This window comes from Agrococcus sp. GCM10030265 (genome assembly GCF_042666675.1).
GTDB lineage: Bacteria > Actinomycetota > Actinomycetes > Actinomycetales > Microbacteriaceae > Agrococcus.
Map to the genome: position 1 here is coordinate 547246 of NZ_JBHTCZ010000002.1, position 22203 is coordinate 569448.

The 22203-nt window shown below is 72.9% G+C and carries 18 protein-coding genes and 1 tRNA gene; 3 read left to right on the plus strand and 16 right to left on the minus strand.

Annotated features, from left to right (window positions below):
• Nucleotides 1–7 precede the first annotated feature (7 nt).
• Genes ACFQPP_RS06820 through ACFQPP_RS06830 form a run of 3 tightly spaced genes read left to right on the plus strand, consistent with a single transcriptional unit; the run spans nucleotide 8 to nucleotide 3923 of the window.
• A complete protein-coding gene (locus ACFQPP_RS06820; RefSeq protein WP_376915807.1) occupies nucleotides 8–874 on the plus strand; it encodes a hypothetical protein in 867 nt (288 codons plus the stop codon).
• On the plus strand, nucleotides 871–1995 hold the full coding sequence (gene menC / locus ACFQPP_RS06825) for an o-succinylbenzoate synthase (RefSeq protein ID WP_376915808.1): 1125 nt from the start codon (nucleotides 871–873) through the stop codon (nucleotides 1993–1995). Before ACFQPP_RS06820 ends, menC begins: the two co-directional genes overlap by 4 nt.
• Nucleotides 1992–3923 carry a S9 family peptidase gene (locus ACFQPP_RS06830; protein WP_376915809.1) on the plus strand — a complete coding sequence of 644 codons (1932 nt, stop codon included), beginning with the start codon at nucleotides 1992–1994 and terminating at the stop codon, nucleotides 3921–3923. The genes menC and ACFQPP_RS06830 overlap by 4 nt, the downstream gene beginning before the upstream one ends.
• Nucleotides 3924–3995: 72 nt before the next feature.
• Here ACFQPP_RS06830 and ACFQPP_RS06835 read toward each other — a convergent pair whose 3' ends face one another.
• The 16 genes from ACFQPP_RS06835 to ACFQPP_RS06910 all read right to left on the minus strand — a co-directional run bounded on the left by ACFQPP_RS06835 (nucleotide 3996) and on the right by ACFQPP_RS06910 (nucleotide 22203).
• Nucleotides 3996–4775: an ABC transporter ATP-binding protein gene (locus ACFQPP_RS06835; protein ID WP_376915810.1), complete on the minus strand. Its 780-nt coding sequence runs from the start codon at nucleotides 4773–4775 to the stop codon at nucleotides 3996–3998.
• A complete protein-coding gene (locus ACFQPP_RS06840) occupies nucleotides 4772–6631 on the minus strand; it encodes a dipeptide/oligopeptide/nickel ABC transporter permease/ATP-binding protein (RefSeq protein ID WP_376915812.1) in 1860 nt (619 codons plus the stop codon). The genes ACFQPP_RS06835 and ACFQPP_RS06840 overlap by 4 nt, the downstream gene beginning before the upstream one ends.
• Complete coding sequence (locus tag ACFQPP_RS06845) at nucleotides 6628–7623, minus strand: ABC transporter permease (protein WP_376915813.1); 996 nt, start codon at nucleotides 7621–7623, stop codon at nucleotides 6628–6630. Before ACFQPP_RS06845 ends, ACFQPP_RS06840 begins: the two co-directional genes overlap by 4 nt.
• Before the next feature lie 144 nt (nucleotides 7624–7767).
• A complete protein-coding gene (locus ACFQPP_RS06850; RefSeq protein WP_376915814.1) occupies nucleotides 7768–9465 on the minus strand; it encodes a PucR family transcriptional regulator in 1698 nt (565 codons plus the stop codon).
• Nucleotides 9466–9528: 63 nt separating this feature from the next.
• The gene (locus ACFQPP_RS06855; RefSeq protein ID WP_376915815.1) at nucleotides 9529–10164 is read right to left on the minus strand and encodes an SDR family oxidoreductase; all 636 of its coding nucleotides are present in this window, start codon (nucleotides 10162–10164) and stop codon (nucleotides 9529–9531) included.
• Nucleotides 10149–10421 (minus strand): NAD-dependent epimerase/dehydratase family protein, encoded by a 273-nt coding sequence (locus tag ACFQPP_RS06860; protein ID WP_376915816.1) that lies wholly within the window; start codon nucleotides 10419–10421, stop codon nucleotides 10149–10151. Before ACFQPP_RS06860 ends, ACFQPP_RS06855 begins: the two co-directional genes overlap by 16 nt.
• Before the next feature lie 11 nt (nucleotides 10422–10432).
• Entirely contained in the window at nucleotides 10433–11287 is an 855-nt protein-coding gene (locus tag ACFQPP_RS06865; RefSeq protein WP_376915817.1) for a hypothetical protein, read from the minus strand.
• On the minus strand, nucleotides 11271–12893 hold the full coding sequence (locus ACFQPP_RS06870; RefSeq protein ID WP_376915818.1) for an RHS repeat domain-containing protein: 1623 nt from the start codon (nucleotides 12891–12893) through the stop codon (nucleotides 11271–11273). The genes ACFQPP_RS06865 and ACFQPP_RS06870 overlap by 17 nt, the downstream gene beginning before the upstream one ends.
• Nucleotides 12894–13399: 506 nt before the next feature.
• Nucleotides 13400–13475: transfer RNA gene (locus ACFQPP_RS06875), tRNA-Ala, on the minus strand.
• Between the two features lie 25 nt (nucleotides 13476–13500).
• Nucleotides 13501–14370, minus strand: coding sequence for an ROK family protein (locus ACFQPP_RS06880; protein ID WP_376915819.1), 870 nt, complete (start codon nucleotides 14368–14370; stop codon nucleotides 13501–13503).
• A 103-nt stretch (nucleotides 14371–14473) separates the two neighbouring features.
• Complete coding sequence (locus ACFQPP_RS06885) at nucleotides 14474–15910, minus strand: YibE/F family protein (RefSeq protein ID WP_376915820.1); 1437 nt, start codon at nucleotides 15908–15910, stop codon at nucleotides 14474–14476.
• 78 nt (nucleotides 15911–15988) lie between these two features.
• Complete coding sequence (locus tag ACFQPP_RS06890; RefSeq protein WP_376915821.1) at nucleotides 15989–17212, minus strand: acyl-CoA dehydrogenase family protein; 1224 nt, start codon at nucleotides 17210–17212, stop codon at nucleotides 15989–15991.
• Complete coding sequence (locus ACFQPP_RS06895; protein WP_376915822.1) at nucleotides 17209–18087, minus strand: HpcH/HpaI aldolase/citrate lyase family protein; 879 nt, start codon at nucleotides 18085–18087, stop codon at nucleotides 17209–17211. The genes ACFQPP_RS06890 and ACFQPP_RS06895 overlap by 4 nt, the downstream gene beginning before the upstream one ends.
• Nucleotides 18084–18575 (minus strand): MaoC family dehydratase, encoded by a 492-nt coding sequence (locus tag ACFQPP_RS06900; protein WP_376915823.1) that lies wholly within the window; start codon nucleotides 18573–18575, stop codon nucleotides 18084–18086. The genes ACFQPP_RS06895 and ACFQPP_RS06900 overlap by 4 nt, the downstream gene beginning before the upstream one ends.
• Nucleotides 18572–20596, minus strand: coding sequence for an acetyl/propionyl/methylcrotonyl-CoA carboxylase subunit alpha (locus tag ACFQPP_RS06905; RefSeq protein ID WP_376915824.1), 2025 nt, complete (start codon nucleotides 20594–20596; stop codon nucleotides 18572–18574). The genes ACFQPP_RS06900 and ACFQPP_RS06905 overlap by 4 nt, the downstream gene beginning before the upstream one ends.
• A complete protein-coding gene (locus ACFQPP_RS06910; RefSeq protein ID WP_376915825.1) occupies nucleotides 20596–22203 on the minus strand; it encodes a carboxyl transferase domain-containing protein in 1608 nt (535 codons plus the stop codon). The genes ACFQPP_RS06905 and ACFQPP_RS06910 overlap by 1 nt, the downstream gene beginning before the upstream one ends.

The window sequence follows — 22203 nt, forward strand, 5'->3', positions numbered from 1 at the left end:
GGACAGCGTGATCGATGCGCACGCCGACTCGGCGATCGCGACGCCCGTCGCAGCCGCTCGCGCGCTCGCCGACGAGGCCCTCGCTGCGGCGGGCATCACGATGGTCGACGCCGCCGACCCCGTCGCAGCGCACCGCATCGCGACGGTGCTGAGCGCGGTGTGGAGCCGCCAGGGCACGCAGATCATGGATCCGGCGATGCTCGTCGCCATCGCGCACGCCGGCAACCTCGTGACCGTCGCCATGGAGGGCGAGACGCCCGTCGGCGCAGCGGCCGGGTTCTGCGGACCGCCGGGCACGCCCTTCCACTCGCACATCGTCGGGCTGCTCGACGCCGCGACGGGGCGCGGCCTCGGGCGCGCGATCAAGCTCTACCAGCGCGCGTGGTGCCTCGAGCGCGGCATCGACGCCATGGCGTGGACGTACGACCCGCTGGTCGCGAGGAACGCCTACTTCAACATGCGTCGGCTCGGCGCGCGAGCCGTCTCGTACCATCCGGACCTCTACGGGGAGATGACCGACGTCATCAACGCCGGCCAGGGCTCCGACCGCATGGTGGTGCGCTGGGACCTGCGCCTCGACCCGCCCGAACCCGGCTCGTCATCGATCGACGGTGCGCCCGGCGGCGCGCACGTCGTGCTCGGCGACGACGCCGGCGAGCCGTCGACCGTCGCGCTGCCCGGCCCCGACGCGCGCGTCGCGACCGTCGGCGTGCCCGCCGACGTCGAGGCGATGCGCCGCGTCGACCCGCAGCAGGCGCTGCGATGGCGGCACGCCACGCGCCACGCGCTCTCGACCCTGCTCGACGACGGCTGGATCGTCGCCGACTTCACCCGTGCACGCCAGTACGTGCTCCACCGCGAAGGGACACCATGAGACTCCTCGGCCTCCGCCTCCACCACGTCGAGATGCCGCTCGTCGCGCCGTTCACGACGTCGTTCATGACGCAGACGCACAAGCGCTGCTTCCTCGTCGAGGCACGGCTCGAGACGGCCTCCGGCGACGTCGTGACCGGATGGGGCGAGAACGTCGCGCTCGACCGGCCCTTCTACTCCCCCGAGCACGTCGACGGTGCGGCGGAGGTCATCGAGCGCTGGATCGGCCCCGTGCTGCTGGCCGTCGACGACCTCACGGCCGAGACCGTCGCCCATCACCTGCGCAGGATCGTCGGGCACCGCATGGCGAAGGCCTCGGTCGAGATGGCGATCCTCGACGCGCAGCTGCGGGCCGAGGGGCGGTCGTTCGCGTCCTACCTCGGCGCCGTGCGCCCGACGGTGCCCTCGGGCGTCTCCGTCGGCATCCAGGACTCCGTCGGCGAGACGCTCGGCGTCATCGGCGGCTACGTCGAGCAGGGCTACGCCCGCATCAAGCTGAAGATCCGGCCCGGCGCCGACGTCGAGCACGTCGCGGCCGTGCGACGCGAGTTCGGCGACGAGCTGCCGTTCCAGGTCGACGCGAACGCCGCATACACCCTCGTGGACGCCGCCCATCTGCGACGTCTCGACGAGCACGGGCTGCTGCTCATCGAGCAGCCGCTCGGCGAGGCCGACATCCGTCAGCACGCCGAGCTGGCGCGGCTCATGACGACGCCCATGTGCCTCGACGAGTCGATCGACTCCGCCGAGTCGGCGGTCGACGCCATCGTGCTGGGCGCCGCCGCCGTCGTGAACGTCAAGCCCGGTCGCGTCGGCGGGTACCTCGAGGCGCGACGCATCCACGACATCGCCAGCGCGCACGGCATCGCCGTGTGGTGCGGCGGCATGCTGGAGACGGGCATCGGCCGCGCGGCGAACGCCGCCCTCGCTGCGCTGCCCGGCTTCACGCTGCCCGGCGACATCTCCGGCTCCGACCGCTTCTACGCCGAGGACGTCGTGACCGAGCCCCTGCGCATGCACGACGGCGTCGTCGACGTGCCGACCGGTCCGGGCTTCGGCGTCGAGGTCGACGTCGACCGGCTCGAGCGCTTCCGCACGCGACTGACGCAGGTGGCATCGTGAGCCGCACCCCCACCCTCGACGACCTCGGAGCGTTCGTCGAGCCGGGCAGCCCCGTGCTGTCGCCCGATGGCGCGCGCGTCGTCTCGGTCGTGTCGCGCGTCGGCGCCTCGGGCGCTGCGACGTCGCAGCTGCACGTCCGCACGATCGAGGGCGGGGAGGATGCGCGGCTCACGACGGGCGACGTCGACGCGGATCCCGCCGTGTCGCCGGACGGCGCGACGGTCGCCTTCGTGCGGAAGGACGGCGGCGACCCGGGCATCCACCTCGTGCCGCTCGCCGGCGGCGAGGCCACGCGGCTGACGAGCGGGCTCCGCGTCGCGGGTGCGCCCGCCTTCTCGCCCGATGGGACGATGCTCGCGTTCGTCGCGCTCGTCGACGACGCCGAGGCGACGCCCCCGGCGCCGCTCGTGTTCGACGGCGACCCCGACCACAAGGTCGACGGCCTCGGCTCGGTCGCCACGGCGCGCATGCACGTGCACGTCGTACGCGTCGCCGACGGCCACGTGGAGCGCCTGACGGTCGAGGGGCACTGCACCGACCCGGCATGGTCGCCCGACGGTGCGACGATCGCGTTCGCGCAGTCGGGCGTCGAGGTCGACGGGCATCCGCTCGCGCGTCGCGTCGGCCTCGTCGACGTCGCCGCTCCCCGCTCCTCCGTGCGGCTCCCGTTCGCGGCGAACGCCGTCGGCGGACCCCTCGCGTGGATGCCCGACGGCGCCGCCGTCGTGGCGATCGGCGACCTGGCGACGCGAGTGGGGCACGGACGGCTCGTGCGCCTCGACGTCGCCGACGGCTCGGCCACGATCCTCGCCGAGGGCCTCGACCGCAACGTCATGGGCGGCGGGCCCGGCTACCCGGGCGGCGCACCCGCGTTCGACGCCGACGGCCGCCTCGTCTTCTGCGTGCGCGACGGCGGGCAGACCGTGGTGCACTCCCTCGACGCGGACGGCGGCGACCTCCGCAGGCACGACGCAGGCGAGGGCGTGGTCGTGAGCGGCCTCTCGGTGGCGGGCACGCGCGCGGTCGTGCGCGTGTCGGATCCGGCGGTGACCGCCGAGCTCGCGCTGCTCGACCTGCGCGCCTCCGACGGCGCCGGCGACGCGGTGCGACGCCTCACCGACCACCTCGGCGATGCGCTGCCCGACGTGGCGTTCGTGCGGACGCGACCTGTGTCGTTCGCGATCGCCGACGGCACGACGGTGCACGGCTGGCTGCTGCGCGCGCCGGAGACCGACGCGCCCGCACCGACGCTGCTCGACATCCACGGCGGCCCCCACAACGCGTGGACCGGCGCCGCCGACGCCGCGCACCTCTACCACCAGCTCCTCGCCGCACGCGGCTGGAACGTGCTGACCCTCAACCCGCGCGGCTCCGACGGCTACGGCGAGGCCTTCCTCACCGCAGCCGTCGGCGGTTGGGGCGAGCTCGACCAGCAGGACTTCCTCGAGCCGCTCGACCGGCTCGTCGCCGACGGCGTCGCCGACCCCGAGCGCCTCGCGGTCACGGGCTACAGCTACGGCGGCTTCATGACGGCCTGGCTCACGACGGTCACCGACCGCTTCCGCGCGGCCGTGCCGGGCGGACTCGTCTGCGATCAGCGCACGCAGGGGGCGTCGAGCGACCTGGGCGGGTTGCTGCGCGATCTCGAGATCGGCGGCGCCGCGAACGCCGCCCGACTGTCGCCGTCGACGTACGCCGATCGCGTGACGACGCCGTCGCTCATCCTCCACGGCGCCGACGACCAGCGCTGCCCCGTGGCGCAGGCGGAGCTGTGGCACGCGCTGCTGCGCGAGCACGGTGTCGAGTCTCGGCTCGTGCTCTACCCGGGCGGCTCGCACCTGTTCATCCTGAACGGGCCGCTCGCGCATCGCCGCGACTACTGCGAGCGCGTCGTCGACTGGGTCGAGCGCCACGCCGCGGCACGCTGAGCCGCCGGGGCGCGGCCGGTCGCGCACCGCGGCCGGCCGCGCACCGCGTGGTGCGGGTCGCGCGACCCGGCGTCAGAGCGTCGGCACGGCGGCGATGAGCTCGCTCGTGTACGGCTCGCTCGGCCGCTCGAGCACCTGCAGGGTCTCGCCCACCTCGACGAGCGCGCCATGCCGCATCACCGCGACCCGATCGCACACCGCGCGCACGACCGCGAGGTTGTGGCTGATGAACAGCACCGAGAAGCCAAGCTCGCGCTGCAGGTCGCGCAGCAGGTTCAGCACGGCACCCTGCACCGACACGTCGAGCGCGGAGGTGATCTCGTCGGCGAGCACCACCGAGGGCCGGGCCGCGATCGCCCGCGCGACGGCGACGCGCTGACGCTGCCCGCCCGACAGCTCGCTCGGCATCCGATCGGCCATCGCGGCCGGCAGGGCGACGGCGTGCAGCAGCTCGCCGATCTCGGCGCGGCGAGCCCGGGCGCCCGCCGCCGAGGCGCCCTCGCGACGCGCGGCCTGCACGAGCGCCTCGTCGACCGACTGGCCGATCGTGCGCCTCGGGTCGAAGCACGACTGCGGATCCTGGAAGATCATCTGCACGCGTCGACGCTCGCGTGCCGCGGCGCCCCGTGCACGCGAGATGACGGTGTCGCCGAGCAGGATGCGGCCGGCCGACGGCTCCTGCAGCCCGACGGCGGCGCGCGCGAGGGTCGACTTGCCCGATCCCGACTCCCCGACGAGCCCGAGCATCTCGCCCGGCTCGACGACGAGGTCGACGCCGCGCACGGCCGCGAACGTCGAGCGCCCGTGGCCGAACGTGATCGTGACCGTCTCGAAGGTCAGCGGCACGCTCATGAGGCCTCCTCTGCCAGGGCCGACTCGCCGAACGTCTCGACGAGCGCGGGGTCGTCGGCTGCGCGCACGATCTCGACGCCCGCCGCCGCCGAGCCTGCCGAGAAGTCCGCGTCGTCGGGGATGGATGCCATGGGCTCGCCGCGCGCGGTCGACATCGTGGGCACGGTGGCGAGCAGCGCGCGCGTGTAGGGGTGGGTGGCGCGCCCCGCCTTGAGGTCGCTCGACCGCACGTCCTCGACCAGCTGGCCGCGGTACATGACGAGCACGCGCGTGCACAGCGAGGTGACGACGGCGATGTCGTGCGACACGAGCACGATCGCGGTGCCGTGCTCCTCGTTGACGCGGCGCAGCTGGGCGAGGATCTCGGCCTGCACCGTGACGTCGAGGGCGGTCGTCGGCTCGTCGGCGAGGATGAGCGCCGGCGTGCCCATGAGGCCCGTCGCGATCATCGCTCGCTGTCGCATGCCACCGGAGTACTCGTGCGGGTACTGGCCGTAGCGACGCTCGGCATCGGGGATGCGCACCGCATGCAGCCGGTCGATCGCCGCGGCCCTCGCCTCCGCCCTCGACATCCCGAGGTGCAGGATGCCGGGCTCGGCGACCTGCGAGCCGACGCTGAGCGCGGGGTTCAGCGACGACATCGGATCCTGGAAGACGATCGCGAGGCGCTGCCCGAGCCGGTGGTCGACCGACGACGCGCGGGGGTCGGTCGTCATCGGCAGCGCCGCGCCGTCGAAGTGCGCGGCGGAGGCGCCCACGCGCAGCGGCGCCTCGAGCAGCCCCGCGACGGCCATGAGGGTCACGCTCTTGCCCGATCCGGACTCCCCCACGACGCCCACGATCTCACCCCGGGCCACGTCGAACGAGATGCCGTGCACGAGCGGCTGCCAGCTGCCGTCGGCGCCGGGCGCGGCGACGCGGAGGTCGCGCACCGAGAGCACCGCATCCTCGTCGACGCCGCGCGCGTCCGATGCGGGCTCGACCTCGCGCGGCGCTCGACGCATCGCGCGCGGCAGCCGACCCCTGGTCGACGGCGTGAGCGCCTGCCCGAGCACCTCGCCGAGCAGCACGAACGTGAGGCCGGCGAGGATGATGGCGGCGCCGGGCACGAGCGCGGCAGCCGGCGTGACGAAGATGCGCGTCACGCCCTCGTTGAGCATGCGGCCCCAGTCGTACTCGGGCACCTGGATGCCGAGGCCGAGGAACGAGAGGCCCGCGAACGCGAGCAGCGCCGTGCCTGCCGTGATGGCGGCGTTCACGAGCAGCGGGTCGCGCACGTTGGGCAGCACGTGCCGCAGCACGGTGCGCCAGTCGGGCACGCCGAGCACGCGCGCCGCCGACACGAAGTCGCGACCCCAGACGGAGGCCGCGAGGTTGTGCGTCAGCCGCCCGTAGCTCGGGATCATGGCGATCGCGATCGCGAGCGTCGCAGCCGTGCCGCTCTGGCCGAGGATCACCGAGAACGCGATGGCGAGCAGCAGGCTCGGGAAGGCGACGCCGATGTTGATGGCGGCGACGATGAGCCTGCCCGCGCGCCCGCCCAGCATGAGCGGCAGCAGACCCACGATCACGCCGCACACGACGCCCGCGACCGTCGCGGTGAGCGCCATGACGACCGACAGCCGGGTCGCGACGAGCGTGCGCAGCAGGATGTCCCTGCCGCTGCCGTCGGTGCCGAACACGTGCTCCGCGCTCGGCGGCTGCGACAGCTGCTCGGTGTCGGTGACGGCGGCCGCCGCACCCCAGAGGATGGGCGCGAAGGTGGTGAGGAAGGCGAGCGCCAGGCACGCGACGACGGCGAGGATGCCGACGGGCGAGCGCAGCACCGCGAGCACGCGACGCGACGTGCGGCTCATGCGGCGTCCAGCGCCGTGCGCGGGTCGACGACGATGAGGATGACGTCGACGACGAGGTTGATGAGCAGCACCGCGGCGCCGTAGAAGAGGATGATCGCCTGCACGAGCGGGAAGTCCTGTCCTTGGATCGAGCTGACGATCGTGCTGCCGAGCCCCGGCCACGCGAAGATGTTCTCGACGAGCACCGTGCCGGCGATCATGCCGCCGAGCAGCAGGCCTGAGATCGTGAGCGTCGACGTCAGCAGGTTGGGCAGCACGTGCCTGCGGTAGAGACGCCCGGCCGACATGCGCCGGGAGCGCGCCGTGCGGATGTAGTCCTGCTCGAGCACCGTGTGGGTCTCGGCGCGCACGATGCGCGTGAGCGCCGCGGTCGGGCCGAGCGCGAGCGCGATGACGGGCAGCACGTACGACGCCGCATCCGATCTCCCGGCCACGGGCAGCCACTGCACGTTGACGGCGAAGAGGTACACGAGCACGATGCCGGCGAGGAACTCGGGGATGACGGCGACGATCGCGGAGATCGACGTGAAGCCCGCCTCGGTGCCCGGTCGGCGCTGCCCGCGCGTGAGCGCGCCGAACGCGAGGCCCGTGGGGATGGCGACGACGAGCACGACGGCGACGGCGAGGAATGCGAGCTCGAGCGTCGCGGGCGCCCTGGTCGCGAGGACCTCGATGACGGGCGTGCGCGAGGTGAAGGAGTCGCCGAGGTCGCCCGTCAGCACGCCGCCCCAGAAGCGCAGGTACTGCACGATCAGCGGCTGGTCGAGGCCGAGCTCGACGCGGCGTGCCTCGACGGCCTCCGGCGTCGCGAGCTCGCCCGCCGATGCACGTGCGGGGTCGCCCGGGATGAGCTGCACGAGCAGGAACGCGAGCGTGACGAGCACGACGAGCGACGCGGCGAAGTACAGGGCGCGGCGCCCGAGGTAGCGCACCCAGGGGTTGCCGCGGCGTTGCTGCGCCGCGAGCGCCAGCACGGTCGTCGTGGTCGCCACGCCTCACCTCGCCTCTCCCGCATGGAACGCGTGGTCACGAGCCTGGCAAGCGTGCGTCCCGGCGGCATCGTCTGATCCGCCAGTGCGCGTGCGACGGCGTTGTGCGATCGATCGATGCGGCAGCGTGCCTCGCTCGTCGAGCGCTCAGGTGCGGCGTACGAGCTCGGGCACGATGCGCAGCTGCAGCTGCGCGGCGAAGCGCGCATCCGCATCCGCGAGGTCCATGTCGCCCACCTCCGCGAGCCGCCGCAGGCGGTAGCGGAAGGTGTTGGGGTGGATGTGCAGGCGGTCGGCCGCCGTCGAGACGTCGCCCATGCAGTCGAGCCAGACGCGCAGCGTCTCGACGAACTCGCTGTCGTGCTCGCGGTCGTGCTCGAGCAGCCGGGCGACGGGCCCCGTCGCCCACTCCCCGCCCACGGCGAAGCGGTCGCGCAGCTCGAGCAGCAGCGACTCGACGTGGACGTCGCTGAAGAGCGCGACGCGCGCGGGCGTCGCCTGCTGCATGAGCACGCGCAGCGCGCGCTCGGCGCCCTCGCGCGAGTGCACGAGCCCGCGGGCGCCGCTCGTGATGCGGCCGATGCCGATCGCGAGCCCCGACGCCTCGCCGATGCGCGCGAGGAAGTCGCTCGCGAGGCGCGCGGCCTGCGCCTCGCCCTGCTCGGGCGAGCGCACGGGGATGAGGCCGTAGATCGTGCCGCCCATGAGCGCGGCGCTCGCCTTCGGGTGCACGGCGGCGAGATGCACGACGATCGCGTCGGCGATGCGCTGGCGCCTCGCCTCGCGTCCGCTCGCCTCGTCGAGGCTCTCGTCGTCGCCGACGATGCCTGCGGCGAAGACCGCGACGTGCTCGTCGGCGATCCCGAGCCGCTCGAGCGCGTACGCCGACCCCTCGCGCCCCTCGAGCGCGGTGCTCAGCACGTCGGCGCGCATGCGGTGCGTGACGTCGGCGCCCGCGCGGATGCGCAGCATGTGCAGCGCGACGACCTTGGCCGCGTCCTGCAGCGCCGACGTGCGCTCGGCGCTCAGGGGCTCCGTGACGGCCGCCCAGATCGAGCCGAGGATCTCGTCGCCCGCCCGCACCGCGAGGGCTGCGCGCTTCTTCAGCTCCTCGCCGTCGACCGTGAGGTCGATGTAGGCGGGATCCTGCGAGGCGTAGAGCGTCTTGAAGAAGCCGGCCTCCGTGAGCAGGCGCGAGTACCGCTCGGGCACCTGGCGCTCGAGGATCGTGGCGACGCGCGACGCGTCCGCGCCGTCCTGCCTGCTCGAGAACGCGATGACGCGCGACGAGCGGTCCTCGATCGTGATGGGTGCGTCGAGCAGGGCCGAGATGGCGTTCGCGAGCGTGAAGAGGTCGCCGCTCGGCAGGCCGCCGATCGTGCCGTCGGCGGGCGGCTGCTGCGACTGCGCGAGCAGCGACGACACCATGGTGCCGAGCTGCGCCCACGATGCGCCGCGCGTGAGGCCGAGGAGCGCGACGCCGCGCTCGCGCGCGACCTCGGCGGTCGCATCGTCGACGACGACGGGCTCGCGCAGCACGATCGCGCTCGCACCCTGCGCGCCCGCGAGCCCCAGCACCGTGCGCAGCTGCGGCCCGTCGGCGAGCCCCACGCCGAGCACGACGGCCCCGTGCGGCACGGCCTGGTTGTCGAGCGGGTCGTACACGAGCACGCCGCCGATGCGGCGCTCGGGATCCGGCAGCGGCACGAGCGGCGACAGGAACGTCGTGCCGAGGTCGTCGAGCATGCGCGCGAGGGTCGGCAGCGGCCAGGGCGCGGGCGCGGCGGCACCGATCGCGGATGCCTCGCCCGAGCCGTCGATGCGTGCGGAGGAGGAGTGCAGCATCCGCTCACGCTATACGCCTGGCGACGTGACATCCCGAGCGCGGAGCACGAGCCGTTCGCCGGGTCACGGTCTGCGTCGAAGGCCCCGGAGATCGGCGCGACCGAAGCGCCCGTGGGGCATCGCGGCGCGGATGCGCTCCGCCGTGAACATCCGATGCGGGCGGAGGGGCTCCGGCAGCTCGGGGGCGGCCGGGGCGGGTGCGTCGACCCCCTCGGCGAGCATGAACGCCTGCGCCTTCGCGACGAGCGGCGTCACCATCGTCCACTCCGTCACCTGCGCGAGCGCCCGGATCGACCAGATCGGCGCCCGCACGTACACGGGTCGCCGCCCCGCGACCTCCGCGATGCGTCGCACGGCAGCACCGAGCTCGAGCCGCTCCGGCCCCATGACGGCGACCGTCGACTCGGTGACGCGGCCTTCGAGCGCCGCGACCAGCACGTCGACCGCGTCGTCGACCGCGATGGGCCGCACCATCCGCTCGGAGTATCCGACGGTCGCGAAGATCGGGAACGTCCGCACGGCCTTCGTCACGTGGTCGACCATGTGGTCGCCGGAGCCGTAGATCATGCCGCACTTGAGGATCGTGTGGTCGATGCCCGATCGGCGCACGATCTCCTCCGCCGCCCACTTCGACTCGTGATACGGCGAGCCGCAGTCCGGGCGAGCCCGCAGGAAGCTCACCATCACGATGCGACGCACACCGGCTCGACGCGCGGCCTCGACGACCGCCCGCGCCCCTCGACGTGGACGCGCTGGTACGTCTGATCGCCGATCTCGCGGTTGATCCCCGCGCAATGCGCGACGGCGTCGCAGCCCTCGAACGCAGCCGCGAGCGCGTCGACGTCGTCGACGGCGACGCCCGTGCGGCGCGAGACGACGACGGTGCGCTCGGGGCCCAGCCGTTGCGCGAGATGCCGCCCGACGAAACCCGTGCCTCCTGTGATCGCGATCTTCATCTCTTCTCCCCTTAGTCGTCATCACTGCCGCGCGAAGCTGCGCCATCGAACTGCGCCTGAACCCGCGCTCCTATTGCGAGCGCCGGAACCATGACCAGCGCGGTCAGCAGCGCCGATGCGACCGGCACGAGCTCGATCGCTCCGAGCATGCTGAATCCGACGACTCCGGCCGCAGCGACCAGGAAGATCGTCGACCGAACCAGTAGGTTGCGCCTCGAGGCCGCGACAGCAGCCACCGGCGTCAGCGCACTGGCGAACAGCAGCACAGGACTACGCGCGAACGCCATGAGGAAGATCCCTTCAGGATCCATGAACGTGGCTCCGTTTCGCGTCGAACCTCCAGAGGTCAGCGCGATGGCCTCGCTCACCGCCAGCAGCAGGAGGGAGAAGCCACCAGAAGCGATGCCGAGAACGACTCCGAATGCCGATGCGCGGAGGAGGCGATCCACGTCTGCGACGCCTTGGCTGCCCGTCTCGGCCCTGTCGCCCAGCAGCGCGTAGGCGACTCCGGCAAGCGGGATGACGAAGGCCAGTCTTGTGCCGGAGATCACCACGTCGTCCCAGTCGATCACCGCGGCTGCGAGAGGCAGGACCGCGACCAGTGCACCGATCGCGCGCGGGATTCGGCTGGAGACGTGCCTGAGGATCGCGGCCAGGGGGATGAAGGCCAGTGAGGTCACGATGCTCGTCGCAGACCAGAGCACAGGCGCGAGCACCAGCGAGAGCGGCAGCGCGAAGTTCACATAGCTCTGATTCATGATCCCGATCGCGAACGAAGCGAGGGACGCAAGGTTCGCCGCGATGACGCTGGCGAGCGCCCATCGCCACCAGGAGCCGCGAACGGAAGGCTCAGGGACGGTACTCATCGAGCACATCTCGGAATCTCATGCGTTGCAGCCACCACGTAGGCCACGGGGCGTAGTTGTCATTCGCGATCTCCGTGAGCAGACTGTCAGGTACTCCATGGCCGGTCTGGACGAGGTGCAGATGGCCGTCGCGCTCGATCACGGTGAACTCGATCGTCGAGCCGGCCTGTTCGAAGTAGCCGTCGCTCTGCACCTCGAAGAGGACTGAGTTCGGCGTCGACGTGACCGAGACCGTCCCATGCCCATTCGGAACGAGTCCCGCGACGAAGCTCGCCCAGTCTGGGGACCCTCGCAGCTCGAAGGCGTGCAGGTCGCAGGTGCTACCCGTCGTCAGCGTCGTGCACCCGTCGATCAGGAACGGGAAGATCTCGTCGGGGCGCTGCTGGAAGATCGCCATCGCATCCTCAGGCGACATCCCGTCAGCGGCGCCGAGGTCCCACGAGTAGGTGTAGTCCACGCGGCTATTGGCTGACGCTGCACCACAGGCGAGGAAAGGCAAGACGCTCAGGCCTGGGATGATGCTGAACGGGAGCAATCCCAGACACGGAGCGGTGGCGGCGCTCGGGCGGTCATGCCGCATCGGGATGAAGCTCGCGCTGGCAGCAGCGGGTGCGGGAGCGGACGCCGCCATCCCTGCCGCTGCCGCGGGGACGCCACGGGGCGAGGGTCGGCTGATGGACCCGATGGGCTGACCGGCACCGATGGAGGCACCGAGCGACCCCGTGCCCCGGCTGCCGCCTGGCGAGGGCTTGGGCGTCTTGCCGCCGATCGTGCTGCGGCAGCCGCTCTCACGTCCCTTGTAGCTGCAGAAGCCGGAGTCGTCGAGGAAGGTGGTGGGATTGTTCTCGACGAACGCGTATCGAGCGAGCGTCTGCGGCTGCGCGAGCAGTCCCCTCCACGAGTCCTGCGACAGCCACGTGCCCGTCGACGGGTCATAGGTGCGTGCGTAGTAGTTGGTGACGCCGAGCTCGGGGTTGACCTGCTCGCCGCCGAAGCCGGTCTCGCTGTCCCAGCCCGTCGTGCCGAAGGCCTGCTCCCCGAAGTCGGAGTAGCTCGCGAGCTGCTCGATGCGTCCGCCGCCGACTTGGCCGACGACGGATCCGAGCCTGTCGAGGAGCGCCCAACGGGCGTCATCGTCGTCGCCGGCCTCGAGCACGAGCTGCCCGACGCGGTCGCGAACGACGGCAGTCGTGCCGTGCTCGTCGTTGCTCTGACCGATGACGTCCAGCCCATCCCACGCCTGCGTCGTGGTCTGCTGTCCTGCGCCTGACGCATCCGTGACGGTCAGCGCGCGTCCGAGCCCGTCGTACCCATAGTCGGCGGAGCGGTCCGGAGTGGCGATCCGGGCGACCTGCCCGAGCGCCGTGTAGCCCGTCGTGGTCGTGCCGTCAGGGGTCGTCTCCGCGATGCGCTGTCCCGCGGCGTCGTATTCGTACGAGGCGTCGACCGTCCCGCTCGATGTCGTCCGCTGGTTCGCCGCGTTGAACGACTGGATCGTCTCGCCGAGGGGGCCTGTCATCCGCAGGATGTTGCCGCCCGCGTCGTAGGCGTAGGTGTGCTCGCCGGCGGCACCTTCGCTGGTGACGAGCCGAGAGCCGACCCGCACACGATCGAACCCGCGAAGTCGGGCACGCCGTCGCGATCCTCATCCTCCGACGCATCGGCGCAGGTCGTCCCGCGTTCGCACGCCTGTGCCTCGACCCAGTCCGAGATCCCATCGCCATCGCGATCCTCGGAACCGTCGGCGCAGGTCTGCGAACCGCACATGCGCTCCTCGATGCCGTTCGCGATGTGGTCGCCGTCGACGGCGGCCGTGGCACTCGGGGCAGCCTGGGCCACACCGAGACCCGGAGGGGCGAGCACGACTGCGGCCGCGACGGCGACCATCCCGAGGGTCTGCCGGAGTCGTCGGCGATCCACTGTTCCTCCATGTGCATGAGCGCATGGTCAGTGTCGGCGGGTGAGGTGGCGCGAGGGACGAGAACCCGAAAGGTGTCAACTTCGGGTGAGGCATCGCTCACCTCGCGGTCCGCGACGAGGCACGAGACGACCGAGGGACGGCGGGCGCCCCGGAGACGACGAACGCCCCGCCGTGCGGCGGGGCGTTCGAGATGGTGGATCTGAGGGGATTCGAACCCCTGACCCCCTGCATGCCATGCAGGTGCGCTACCAGCTGCGCCACAGACCCGTGCTGCCGAAGCAACCCTACGAGACTACACCACGTCGGGACGTCGTCCGAACCACGCCGCTCCGAGGAGGGGTGCCGTGTCGCCGAGCGAGGCTCGCTCGAGGCGTCCGCCCCACCCGTCGAGGCCCGCGAGCACCGCAGGCTCGACGAGGTCCCACGACCGCGACATCGAGCCGCCGATGACGAGCACCTCGGCGTCGAAGCGCGCGAGCCACGGGCGAATGACCTCGCCGACCGCCGAGAACCCCGCAGCGAGCACGGCTGCCGCCTCGTGCTCACCCTCCCGCGCGGCGATGGCGAGCTCGTGCACGTCGCGCTCCACGCCTGTCGCGGCGAGCCCTGCGGCCATGAGCGCGCGCCTCGACACGACGTCCTCGATCGGCAGGCCGCGCAGCGTCTCGAAGTGGATCTCGCCGTCGAGCGGCACGCGCTCCCCCGTCGACACGGGCGCGCCGTCGGCGACGAACGCGCTGCCGAGCCCCGTGCCGAGCGTCAGCACGACGGCGCGCGACGACCCCTCGGCCGCGCCTGCGAACCACTCGCCGAGGCCGTACGCATCCGCGTCGTTCACGAACGACACGTCGGCGCCGAGCGCCGAGCGCAGCGCGGCGCCCACGTCGCAGCCGTCGAGGCTGTCGAACTTGCCGACGTCGCGGAACCTGCCGACGCCGGCGTCGTAGTCGAAGGGGCCGGGCATCGCGACGACCCACGGGCCCGCTGCGCCACCCAGCAGCCGCGCGACCTCGACCCAGCCGCCGAGCAGCTCGTCGGCCGAGCCGTGGGCGTCGGGATGCGCGCGATGCTCGGCGAGGACCCCGTGCGACGCGAGGTCGACGAGCGCCGCCGTCGCGTGGGTGCCACCGATCTCGAGCACCGGCACGATCTGCTGCGGCATCCGCTCACACTCCCTCGTCGTCAGCCGGATCGATCGTAGTCGGGCCGCGCCGTGCTGCCCCGCCGCCCGACCCGGGCGGCGCGCCGTGCGACCGCCCGGCGCGTCAGCGCTGCCTGCGCACCTCGTCCTCGGCGCGCGGGTCCGGGCGCTCGTCGTCCCGCAGCCCTCCGGCGTCGACGCCCTCGAGCACGTCGACGACCTCGATCGGCCCCGACGCGTCCGCCGCCGCAGCCTCCTCGACCTCCTCGAGCTCCTCCGGCGACGGCACGACGAGCGCGGCGATCGCGGTGGTGATGGGGATGGCGAGCACGAGGCCGATGGAGCCGACGAGCGTGCGCACGATCTCCTCCGCGATCTGCCCCGTCGTCCAGCCGACGTTCCCCGGCGCATCCGTGAGCACCATGATCATGAGCACGGGCAGCGCGGCGCCCACGTACGCGAAGGCGATCGTGTACACCGTCGAGGCGATGTGGTCGCGGCCGATGCGCATCGCCCGGCCGAACAGCTCGCGGCGCGACGCGAGCGGCGACGCCGCCCGCAGCTCCCACACGGCCGACGCCTGCGTGATCGTCACGTCGTTGAGCACGCCCATGCCCGCGAGCACGAGGCCGCACAGGTACACCTGCTGCAGGTCGAGGTCGGCGCGGATGAGCAGGAGCCGCGCGTCCTCGGTCGCGGTGCCCGTCATGCTCGCGCCCTGCGTGGCGAACCAGCCGATGCCCGCGGTGAAGACGAGCCCGATGAGGGTGCCGAGCAACGCCGTCGACGTGCGCGCCGTGAACCCGTGCGCGACGTACAGCACGATGAACATCACGACGGCGCTCGTCACGAGCGCGACCGGCAGCCCCGGCTGCCCCGTGAGCAGCGCGGGCAGCGTGAAGAGCAGGATCATCGCGCCGGCGCCGACGAGGCCCACGATGGCCGCGAGCCCCCGCCACCTCGCGACGAGCGCCACGACGAGGATGTACAGCGCGGCGAGGATCCACAGCGGGATCTCGCGCGCGAAGTCGATGAAGACGTACGGGCTGCCGTACAGCTCGGCCTCTGGGATGTAGAGCACCCGCAGCTGGTCGCCCGGCTGCACCGACTCGATGACCTCCGGCGGCACCGTGACGGTGATGGGCTCGCCGTCGAGCAGCGCGTCGACCACCTGCGATGCCGGGTCGGGCGTGCCGTCCGCCTCGACCTGCAGCACCTGAGCGCCCTCGGCCGCGAACGGCAGCGACTCGGGCATCTCGTCGGCGTGCGGCCACAGGATCGCCATGCCGACGAGCGCGACGAGCAGCAGCGGCCCGAGCAGCAGCGCGAGCACGAGGCGCGTGCGCGGCGTCGCGGGCGCGGCCGGCCCGTGGGCGTGGCCGTGCGCCTGGTCGCCCGCATGCGGAGCCGCGGCGTCCGTGCGCCCGAGCAGCCGGTCGCGCACGCGCTCGCGGCGTCGCACCTCCGCGTCGAGCACCGGGTCGACGTCGTGGACGTCGTCCTCGTCGTGCCTCGGCCCGTGCTGCAGACCGCCGTGCCGCCCCATGCGTCCCCCGCTCATCCGCCGCGACGATACCGAAGCGGCGGGTGCCGACGTCGGAGGCGCGTCGCCAGGTGGCGACGCGCCTCCCCCGGACGCCTAGCCGAACGACTTCTCGAAGCCGAGCTGCTTCGCGATGATCGCGAGCTGCACCTCGGTCGACCCCTCGCCGAGCGTGAGGATGCGGGAGTCGCGGTAGTGCCGCGCCACGACGCTCTCGTTCATGAAGCCGTAGCCGCCCCAGATCTGCGTCGCGTCGGCGGCGTTCGCCATCGCCGCCTCCGAGCCGATGAGCTTCGCGAGCGACGCCTCCTTCGTGAAGGGCAGCCCCGCATCGATGCGGCGGGCGGCGTCGTGCATGACGGCGCGGGCCGCGGCGACGCGCGACTGCATGCGGGCGATCGTGAAGGCGATGTGCTGGTTGTCGCCGATGGGGCGGCCGAAGACGACCCGCTCCTTCGCACGCGCGACGGCCTGCTCGAGGCATCCCTGCGCTGCACCGACGCACAGCGCCGCGAACGCGACGCGGCCCTCGTCGAGCACCGAGAGGAAGTTCGCGAAGCCGCGGCCGCGCTGGCCGAGGAGGTTCGCCTCTGGCACCTTGACGCCGTCGAAGACGAGCGGGTGCGTGTCGGACGTGTGCCAGCCGACCTTGTCGTATGCCGGGAGGGCCGTGAAGCCCTCGATCGGCACGGGCACGATGATCGTCGACAGCTCGGGGCCGCGCGAGCCGTCGCGCTTCTCGACCTCGCCCGTCACGGCGGTGACGGTGACGACGTTCGTGATGGGGGTGCCGGAGTTCGTGATGAACTGCTTCGTCCCGTCGATCGTCCACCACCCGTCCTCGAGCGTCGCGGTCGTCTTCGTGGCGCCCGCGTCCGAGCCCGCGCCCGCCTCGGTGAGGCCGAACGCGGCGAGGCCCTCGCCGCGCGCGAGGCTCGGCAGGTACGTGCGCTTCTGCTCCTCGGTGCCGAAGCGGTAGATCGGCATGGCGCCGAGGCCGAGGCCGGCCTCGAGGGTCACGGCGATCGACTGGTCGACGCGCGCGAGCTGCTCGACGGCGATGCACAGGTGCATGTACGACTTGCCCTGGCCGCCGTACTCGACGGGCAGCGGCAGGCCGAAGAGCCCCATCTCGCCCATCTGGCGGATGATCTCGATCGGCAGGCGACGCTGGGTGTCGTACTCGTAGCTCGCAGGTGCGACGACGTCGTCGGCGAACGCGCGCACCTCGGCGGCGAGGCGCTGCAGCTCGGGGTCGAGCATCTCGGTGCCGTCGACGGGCAGCTCGCTCGTCGTGACGTCATGGTCGATGGCGGTCATGGTGCCTCCTCGGGTGCTCGTGGCACGGCGGTGGTGGTGGAGTCCTGCGGTGTCGGCAGGGGGTCGGATGCGGCCGCGGCCCGGGCGCGCACGCTGCGAGCGTGGCGCAGGATGGGCTCGTCGACCATGGCGCCCTCGAAGCGGAAGGCGCCGGGCTGGGTCTCGGCCGCCGCGAGCACGCGCTCGGCCCACGCCGCCTCGTCGGCGGTGGGCGCGAACGCCTCACGGATGGGCGCGACGTGCGCGGGATGGATGGCGGCCTTCGCCGCGAAGCCGGAGGCCGCGGCGTCGACAGCCTCGACGCGGCAGCCGTCGACGTCGGCGATGTCGGTGCGGATGGCGTCGATGGCGCGCCTGCCGTGCGCGGCGGCGGCGAGCAGCACGTGGCTGCGGGCATGCGTCGCGACGGCGCGGTACGCACCCGTCGCGTCGCGGCTCGACGTGCCACCGATCGACGCCACGAGGTCCTCGGCGCCCCACATGAGCGCGACGACGCTCGGGTGCGCGGCGATGTCGGCCGCGTGGACGACGCCGGCGGCGGTCTCGCACAGCGCGACGACGTCGAAGCCGTCGAGGGCGTCGAGCTCGGCCGCCGACTCGGTCTTCGCGAGCATGACCGTCGTGATGCCCGCGCGCCGCACGGCGTCGAGGTCGGCGGCGAGCATGCCCTCGCCGATCGCGTTGACGCGCACGATGGTGCGGGCCGGATCGAGCGCGGCGGTCGCGACGGCCTCGCGCGCCGCGGCCTTGGCGTCGGGGGCGACGGCATCCTCGAGGTCGAGGATCACGGCGTCGGCGCGGTCGGCGGCCTTCGCGAACCGGTCGGGCCGGTCGCCGGGGCAGAAGAGCAGCGCGGGGCCCATCGCGAAGGTCATGCGTCGCCCTCCGCATCCGTGGGCTCGCCCTGCATGAGCACCGTGCGCGTCGCCACGACGACGACGTCGCCGTGCTGGTTGCGGCCGGTGTGCTCGAGCGTCACGACGCCCTGCCCGGGCCGCGACGACGACGGGCGCGCGTCGACGACGCGCGTCTCCGCGTACAGCGTGTCACCGTGCCGCACGGGCGCGGGGAAGCGGATGTCGCCGAAGCCGAGGTTCGCGACGATCGTGCCCTGGGTCAGCTGCGCCACCGAGAGCCCCACGAGGGTCGCGAGCGTGTGCATCGAGTTCACGAGTCGCTCGCCGAACTCCGTCGACTCGGCCCACGCCGCGTCGAGGTGCAGCGACTGCGTGTTCATCGTGAGGGTCGTGAACAGCACGTTGTCGGCCTCGGTCATCGTGCGACCGGGCCGGTGCTCGAAGATCGTGCCCGGCTCGAACTCCTCGAGCCAGAGCCCCCGCTGCCGGATGCGTCGCTCGGTCATCGCTCCCCCTCTGCGTCGGATGCCGCGTCGGTCGCCTCGTCGGCGGTCGCCGCCTCGACCTGCGCGACCTCCTGGCCGCGACGCACGGTCTCGCCGACCGCGACGTGGATGCGTGCGGCACCCGCCGTCGGCGCGCGCAGCACGTGCTCCATCTTCATCGCCTCGACGCTCACGAGCGCCTGCCCCTCGGCGACGTCGTCGCCGTCGGTCACGTGCACGGCCACGACCGTGCCGGGCATCGGCGAGGCGAGCGTCGGCGCCGAGGCGGCGCCCGCCCGGGCGCGCGCGGCGGGCCGCGCGTGCTCGACGAGCCAGTCGCCGCTCGCGAGCGGCAGCCAGACGTCGCCGTCGCGGGTGATCGTCGGATGCAGCAGCCACTCCACGGAGCGCACGAGCTCGACGCTGCCGTCGGCGCGCTCGACGCGCAGCTCGACGTCGCGCGGGGCGTGAAGCCCGCCGCCGTGCCCGAGCCGGGTCTGCATCCGCGCGCCCGCAGACCTCGTGACGGTCGCGACGCCGTCGCCGTCGGCGAGGCGCACGGAGGCGCCGCGGGCGCCCGCGACGCGCCAGCCGTCGCTCGACCACGCTCGTGCGCCGCCAGGCGTGCGCTCGAGGAGCGCGAGGCCCGCCTGCGCGAGCACCGACGCCGGCATCGGCCTGTCGGCGAGCCGTGCCGCATCGCGGTCGATGAGCCCCGTGTCGAGGTCGCCTGCGAGCACGGCCGGCTCGGCGAGGAGCGCACGCAGGAAGGGCACGTTCGTCGTGACGCCGAGCACGTGCGTGTCGGCGAGCGCCGCGTCGAGACGCTCGATGGCCTCGGCGCGCGTCGGTGCGTGCGCGATGACCTTCGCGAGCATGGGGTCGTAGCTCGACGAGACGACGGATCCCTGCTCGATGCCCGCGTCGACGCGCACGCGGTCGCCGCGCGGCCACGTGAGACGCACCACCTCGCCACCGGTGGGCAGGAATCCGGCGGCCGGGTCCTCCGCGTACACGCGGGCCTCGATCGCGTGGCCCGTGAGCGCCACGTCCTCCTGCGCGATGCCGAGCGGCTCGCCCGCGGCGACGCGCAGCTGCTGCTCGACGAGGTCGATGCCCGTCACGGCCTCCGTCACGGGATGCTCGACCTGCAGGCGCGTGTTCATCTCCATGAAGAACGGCTCGTCGGGGCGATCGGCCGAGACGATGAACTCGACGGTGCCCGCGCCGACGTAGCCGACGCTGCGGGCCGTCTCGCACGCGGCGGCGCCGATGGCCGCACGCTGCTCGGGCGTGAGCAGGGGGCTCGGCGCCTCCTCCACGACCTTCTGGTGCCTGCGCTGCAGCGAGCACTCGCGCTCGCCGAGGTGGATGACGTGGCCGTGCTGGTCGGCGAGCACCTGCACCTCGATGTGGCGCGGGTTCGCGACGAAGCGCTCGACGAAGAGCGTGTCGTCGCCGAACGCCGCCGCGGCCTCGCGTCGCGCCTGCACGAGCGCGGCCGGCAGGTCGGCGGGGTCGTCGACGCGGTGCATGCCCTTGCCGCCGCCGCCGGCCGACGGCTTCACGAGCACGGGGTAGCCGACGCGCTCGGCGCCGGCGACGAGCGCGTCGTCGTCGAGCCCGGGCTCGGCGATGCCCGGCACGGTCGAGACGCCGCGCGCCTCGACCGCTGCGCGGGCGCGGATCTTGTCGCCCATCGTGTCGATCGCCTCGGGCGTCGGGCCGACGAAGACGATGCCCGCATCGTCGCACGCCCGCGCGAACGCGGCCGACTCGGCGAGGAACCCGTAGCCGGGGTGGATGGCGTCGGCGCCCGTGGCGACGGCGGCCGCGATGACGCGATCGATCGCGAGGTACGACGCTCGCGCGTCGGCCGGGCCGAGGCGCACGGCCTCCCCTGCGGCGCGCACGTGGGGCGCGTCGACGTCGGCGTCGGAGTAGACGGCGACGGAGGCGATGCCGAGGCGGTCGAGCGTGCGGATGATGCGCACGGCGATCTCGCCCCGGTTGGCGATGAGGACCTTCTGCAGCACTGCCATCACATCCTGAAGACGCCGTAGCGCACGTCGGGCATCGGCGCACGACCGACGACGTCGAGGGCGAGGCCGAGCACGCGGCGCGTGTCGGCGGGGTCGATGACGCCGTCATCCCACAGGCGCGCCGTCGAGTAGAACGGCGAGCCCTGGCGCTCGTACTGCTCCCGCACGGGCGCCTCGAACGCGTCCTGCTCCTCGGCGGACCACGTGCCGCCGCCCGCCTCGATCTGGTCGCGCTTCACCGTCGAGAGCACGGATGCGGCCTGCGGGCCGCCCATGACCGAGACGCGGGCCGTCGGCCACAGCCACAGGAAGCGCGGGGAGTAGGCACGTCCGCACATCGAGTACGTGCCGGCCCCGAACGAGCCCCCGATCACGACGGTGAGCTTCGGCACGCGTGCGCACGAGACGGCGGTGACCATCTTCGCGCCGTGCTTCGCGATGCCACCGCGCTCGTACTCGCTGCCGACCATGAAGCCCGCGATGTTCTGCAGGAAGACGAGCGGGATGCCGCGCTGGTCGCACAGCTCGATGAAGTGCGCACCCTTCTGCGCCGACTCCGAGAACAGCACGCCCGCGTTCGCGACGATGCCGACGGGGTGGCCCCAGATGCGTGCGAAGCCCGTGACGAGCGTCGTGCCGAACCCGGCCTTGAACTCGTGGAACGCGGAGTCGTCGACGAGCCGGGCGATGACCTCACGCACGTCGTACGGGGTCTGGAGGTCGGGAGGCACGGCGGCGCCGAGCGTCGCGGGGTCGACGGCGGGCTCGGATGCGTCCAGCACCTCCCACGGCGGCGCGGGGCTCGGTGGCAGCGTCGCGACGATGTCGCGCACGATGCGCAGCGCGTGCTCGTCGTCGTCGGCGAGGTGGTCGGCGACGCCCGAGACGGTCGTGTGCAGCTCGCCGCCGCCGAGGTCCTCGGCGCTCACGACCTCGCCCGTCGCTGCCTTCACGAGCGGCGGTCCGCCCAGGAAAATCGTGCCCTGCTCGCGCACGATGATCGTCTCGTCGCTCATGGCGGGCACGTACGCGCCACCTGCCGTCGACGAGCCCATGACGCAGGCGATCTGCGGGATGCCCGCGGCGCTCATCCGCGACTGGTTGTAGAAGATGCGGCCGAAGTGCTCACGGTCGGGGAAGACCTCGTCCTGCATCGGCAGGTACGCGCCGCCCGAGTCGACGAGGTAGACGCACGGCAGGTGGTTCTCGCTCGCGATCTCCTGCGCCCGCAGGTGCTTCTTCACCGTCATCGGGAAGTACGTGCCGCCCTTCACGGTCGCGTCGTTCGCGACGATCATGCAGTGGCGGCCCGAGACGAGGCCGATGCCGGCGATGACGCCCGCCGCGGGCGCCTCGTCGTCGTACATGCCGTTCGCGGCGAGCGGCGCGACCTCGAGGAAGGGGCTGCCGACGTCGAGCAGGCGCTCGACGCGCTCGCGCGGCAGCAGCTTGCCGCGCGCGACGTGGCGTTCGCGCGAGCGCTCGGGGCCGCCGAGCGCTGCGACGTCGAGGCGTGCGCGGAGGTCGTCGACGAGCCCGCGCATGGCGTCGGCGCGTGCGACGCCCTCCGACGAGGCGGGGTCGACCGTGGTGGTGAGGCGATCCAT

What these genes read in the sequence shown, in the direction of transcription:
- ACFQPP_RS06910 (WP_376915825.1), bottom strand. Translation starts at nt 22,203, where the DNA reads ATGGATCGCCTCACCACCACGGTCGACCCCGCCTCGTCGGAGGGCGTC.
- ACFQPP_RS06895 (WP_376915822.1), bottom strand. Translation starts at nt 18,087, where the DNA reads ATGACCTTCGCGATGGGCCCCGCGCTGCTCTTCTGCCCCGGCGACCGG.
- ACFQPP_RS06905 (WP_376915824.1), bottom strand. Translation starts at nt 20,596, where the DNA reads ATGGCAGTGCTGCAGAAGGTCCTCATCGCCAACCGGGGCGAGATCGCC.
- ACFQPP_RS06880 (WP_376915819.1), bottom strand. Translation starts at nt 14,370, where the DNA reads ATGCCGCAGCAGATCGTGCCGGTGCTCGAGATCGGTGGCACCCACGCG.
- ACFQPP_RS06865 (WP_376915817.1), bottom strand. Translation starts at nt 11,287, where the DNA reads ATGAGTACCGTCCCTGAGCCTTCCGTTCGCGGCTCCTGGTGGCGATGG.
- ACFQPP_RS06890 (WP_376915821.1), bottom strand. Translation starts at nt 17,212, where the DNA reads ATGACCGCCATCGACCATGACGTCACGACGAGCGAGCTGCCCGTCGAC.
- ACFQPP_RS06900 (WP_376915823.1), bottom strand. Translation starts at nt 18,575, where the DNA reads ATGACCGAGCGACGCATCCGGCAGCGGGGGCTCTGGCTCGAGGAGTTC.
- ACFQPP_RS06885 (WP_376915820.1), bottom strand. Translation starts at nt 15,910, where the DNA reads ATGAGCGGGGGACGCATGGGGCGGCACGGCGGTCTGCAGCACGGGCCG.
- ACFQPP_RS06835 (WP_376915810.1), bottom strand. Translation starts at nt 4,775, where the DNA reads ATGAGCGTGCCGCTGACCTTCGAGACGGTCACGATCACGTTCGGCCAC.
- ACFQPP_RS06840 (WP_376915812.1), bottom strand. Translation starts at nt 6,631, where the DNA reads ATGAGCCGCACGTCGCGTCGCGTGCTCGCGGTGCTGCGCTCGCCCGTC.
- ACFQPP_RS06860 (WP_376915816.1), bottom strand. Translation starts at nt 10,421, where the DNA reads ATGAAGATCGCGATCACAGGAGGCACGGGTTTCGTCGGGCGGCATCTC.
- menC (WP_376915808.1), top strand. Translation starts at nt 871, where the DNA reads ATGAGACTCCTCGGCCTCCGCCTCCACCACGTCGAGATGCCGCTCGTC.
- ACFQPP_RS06850 (WP_376915814.1), bottom strand. Translation starts at nt 9,465, where the DNA reads ATGCTGCACTCCTCCTCCGCACGCATCGACGGCTCGGGCGAGGCATCC.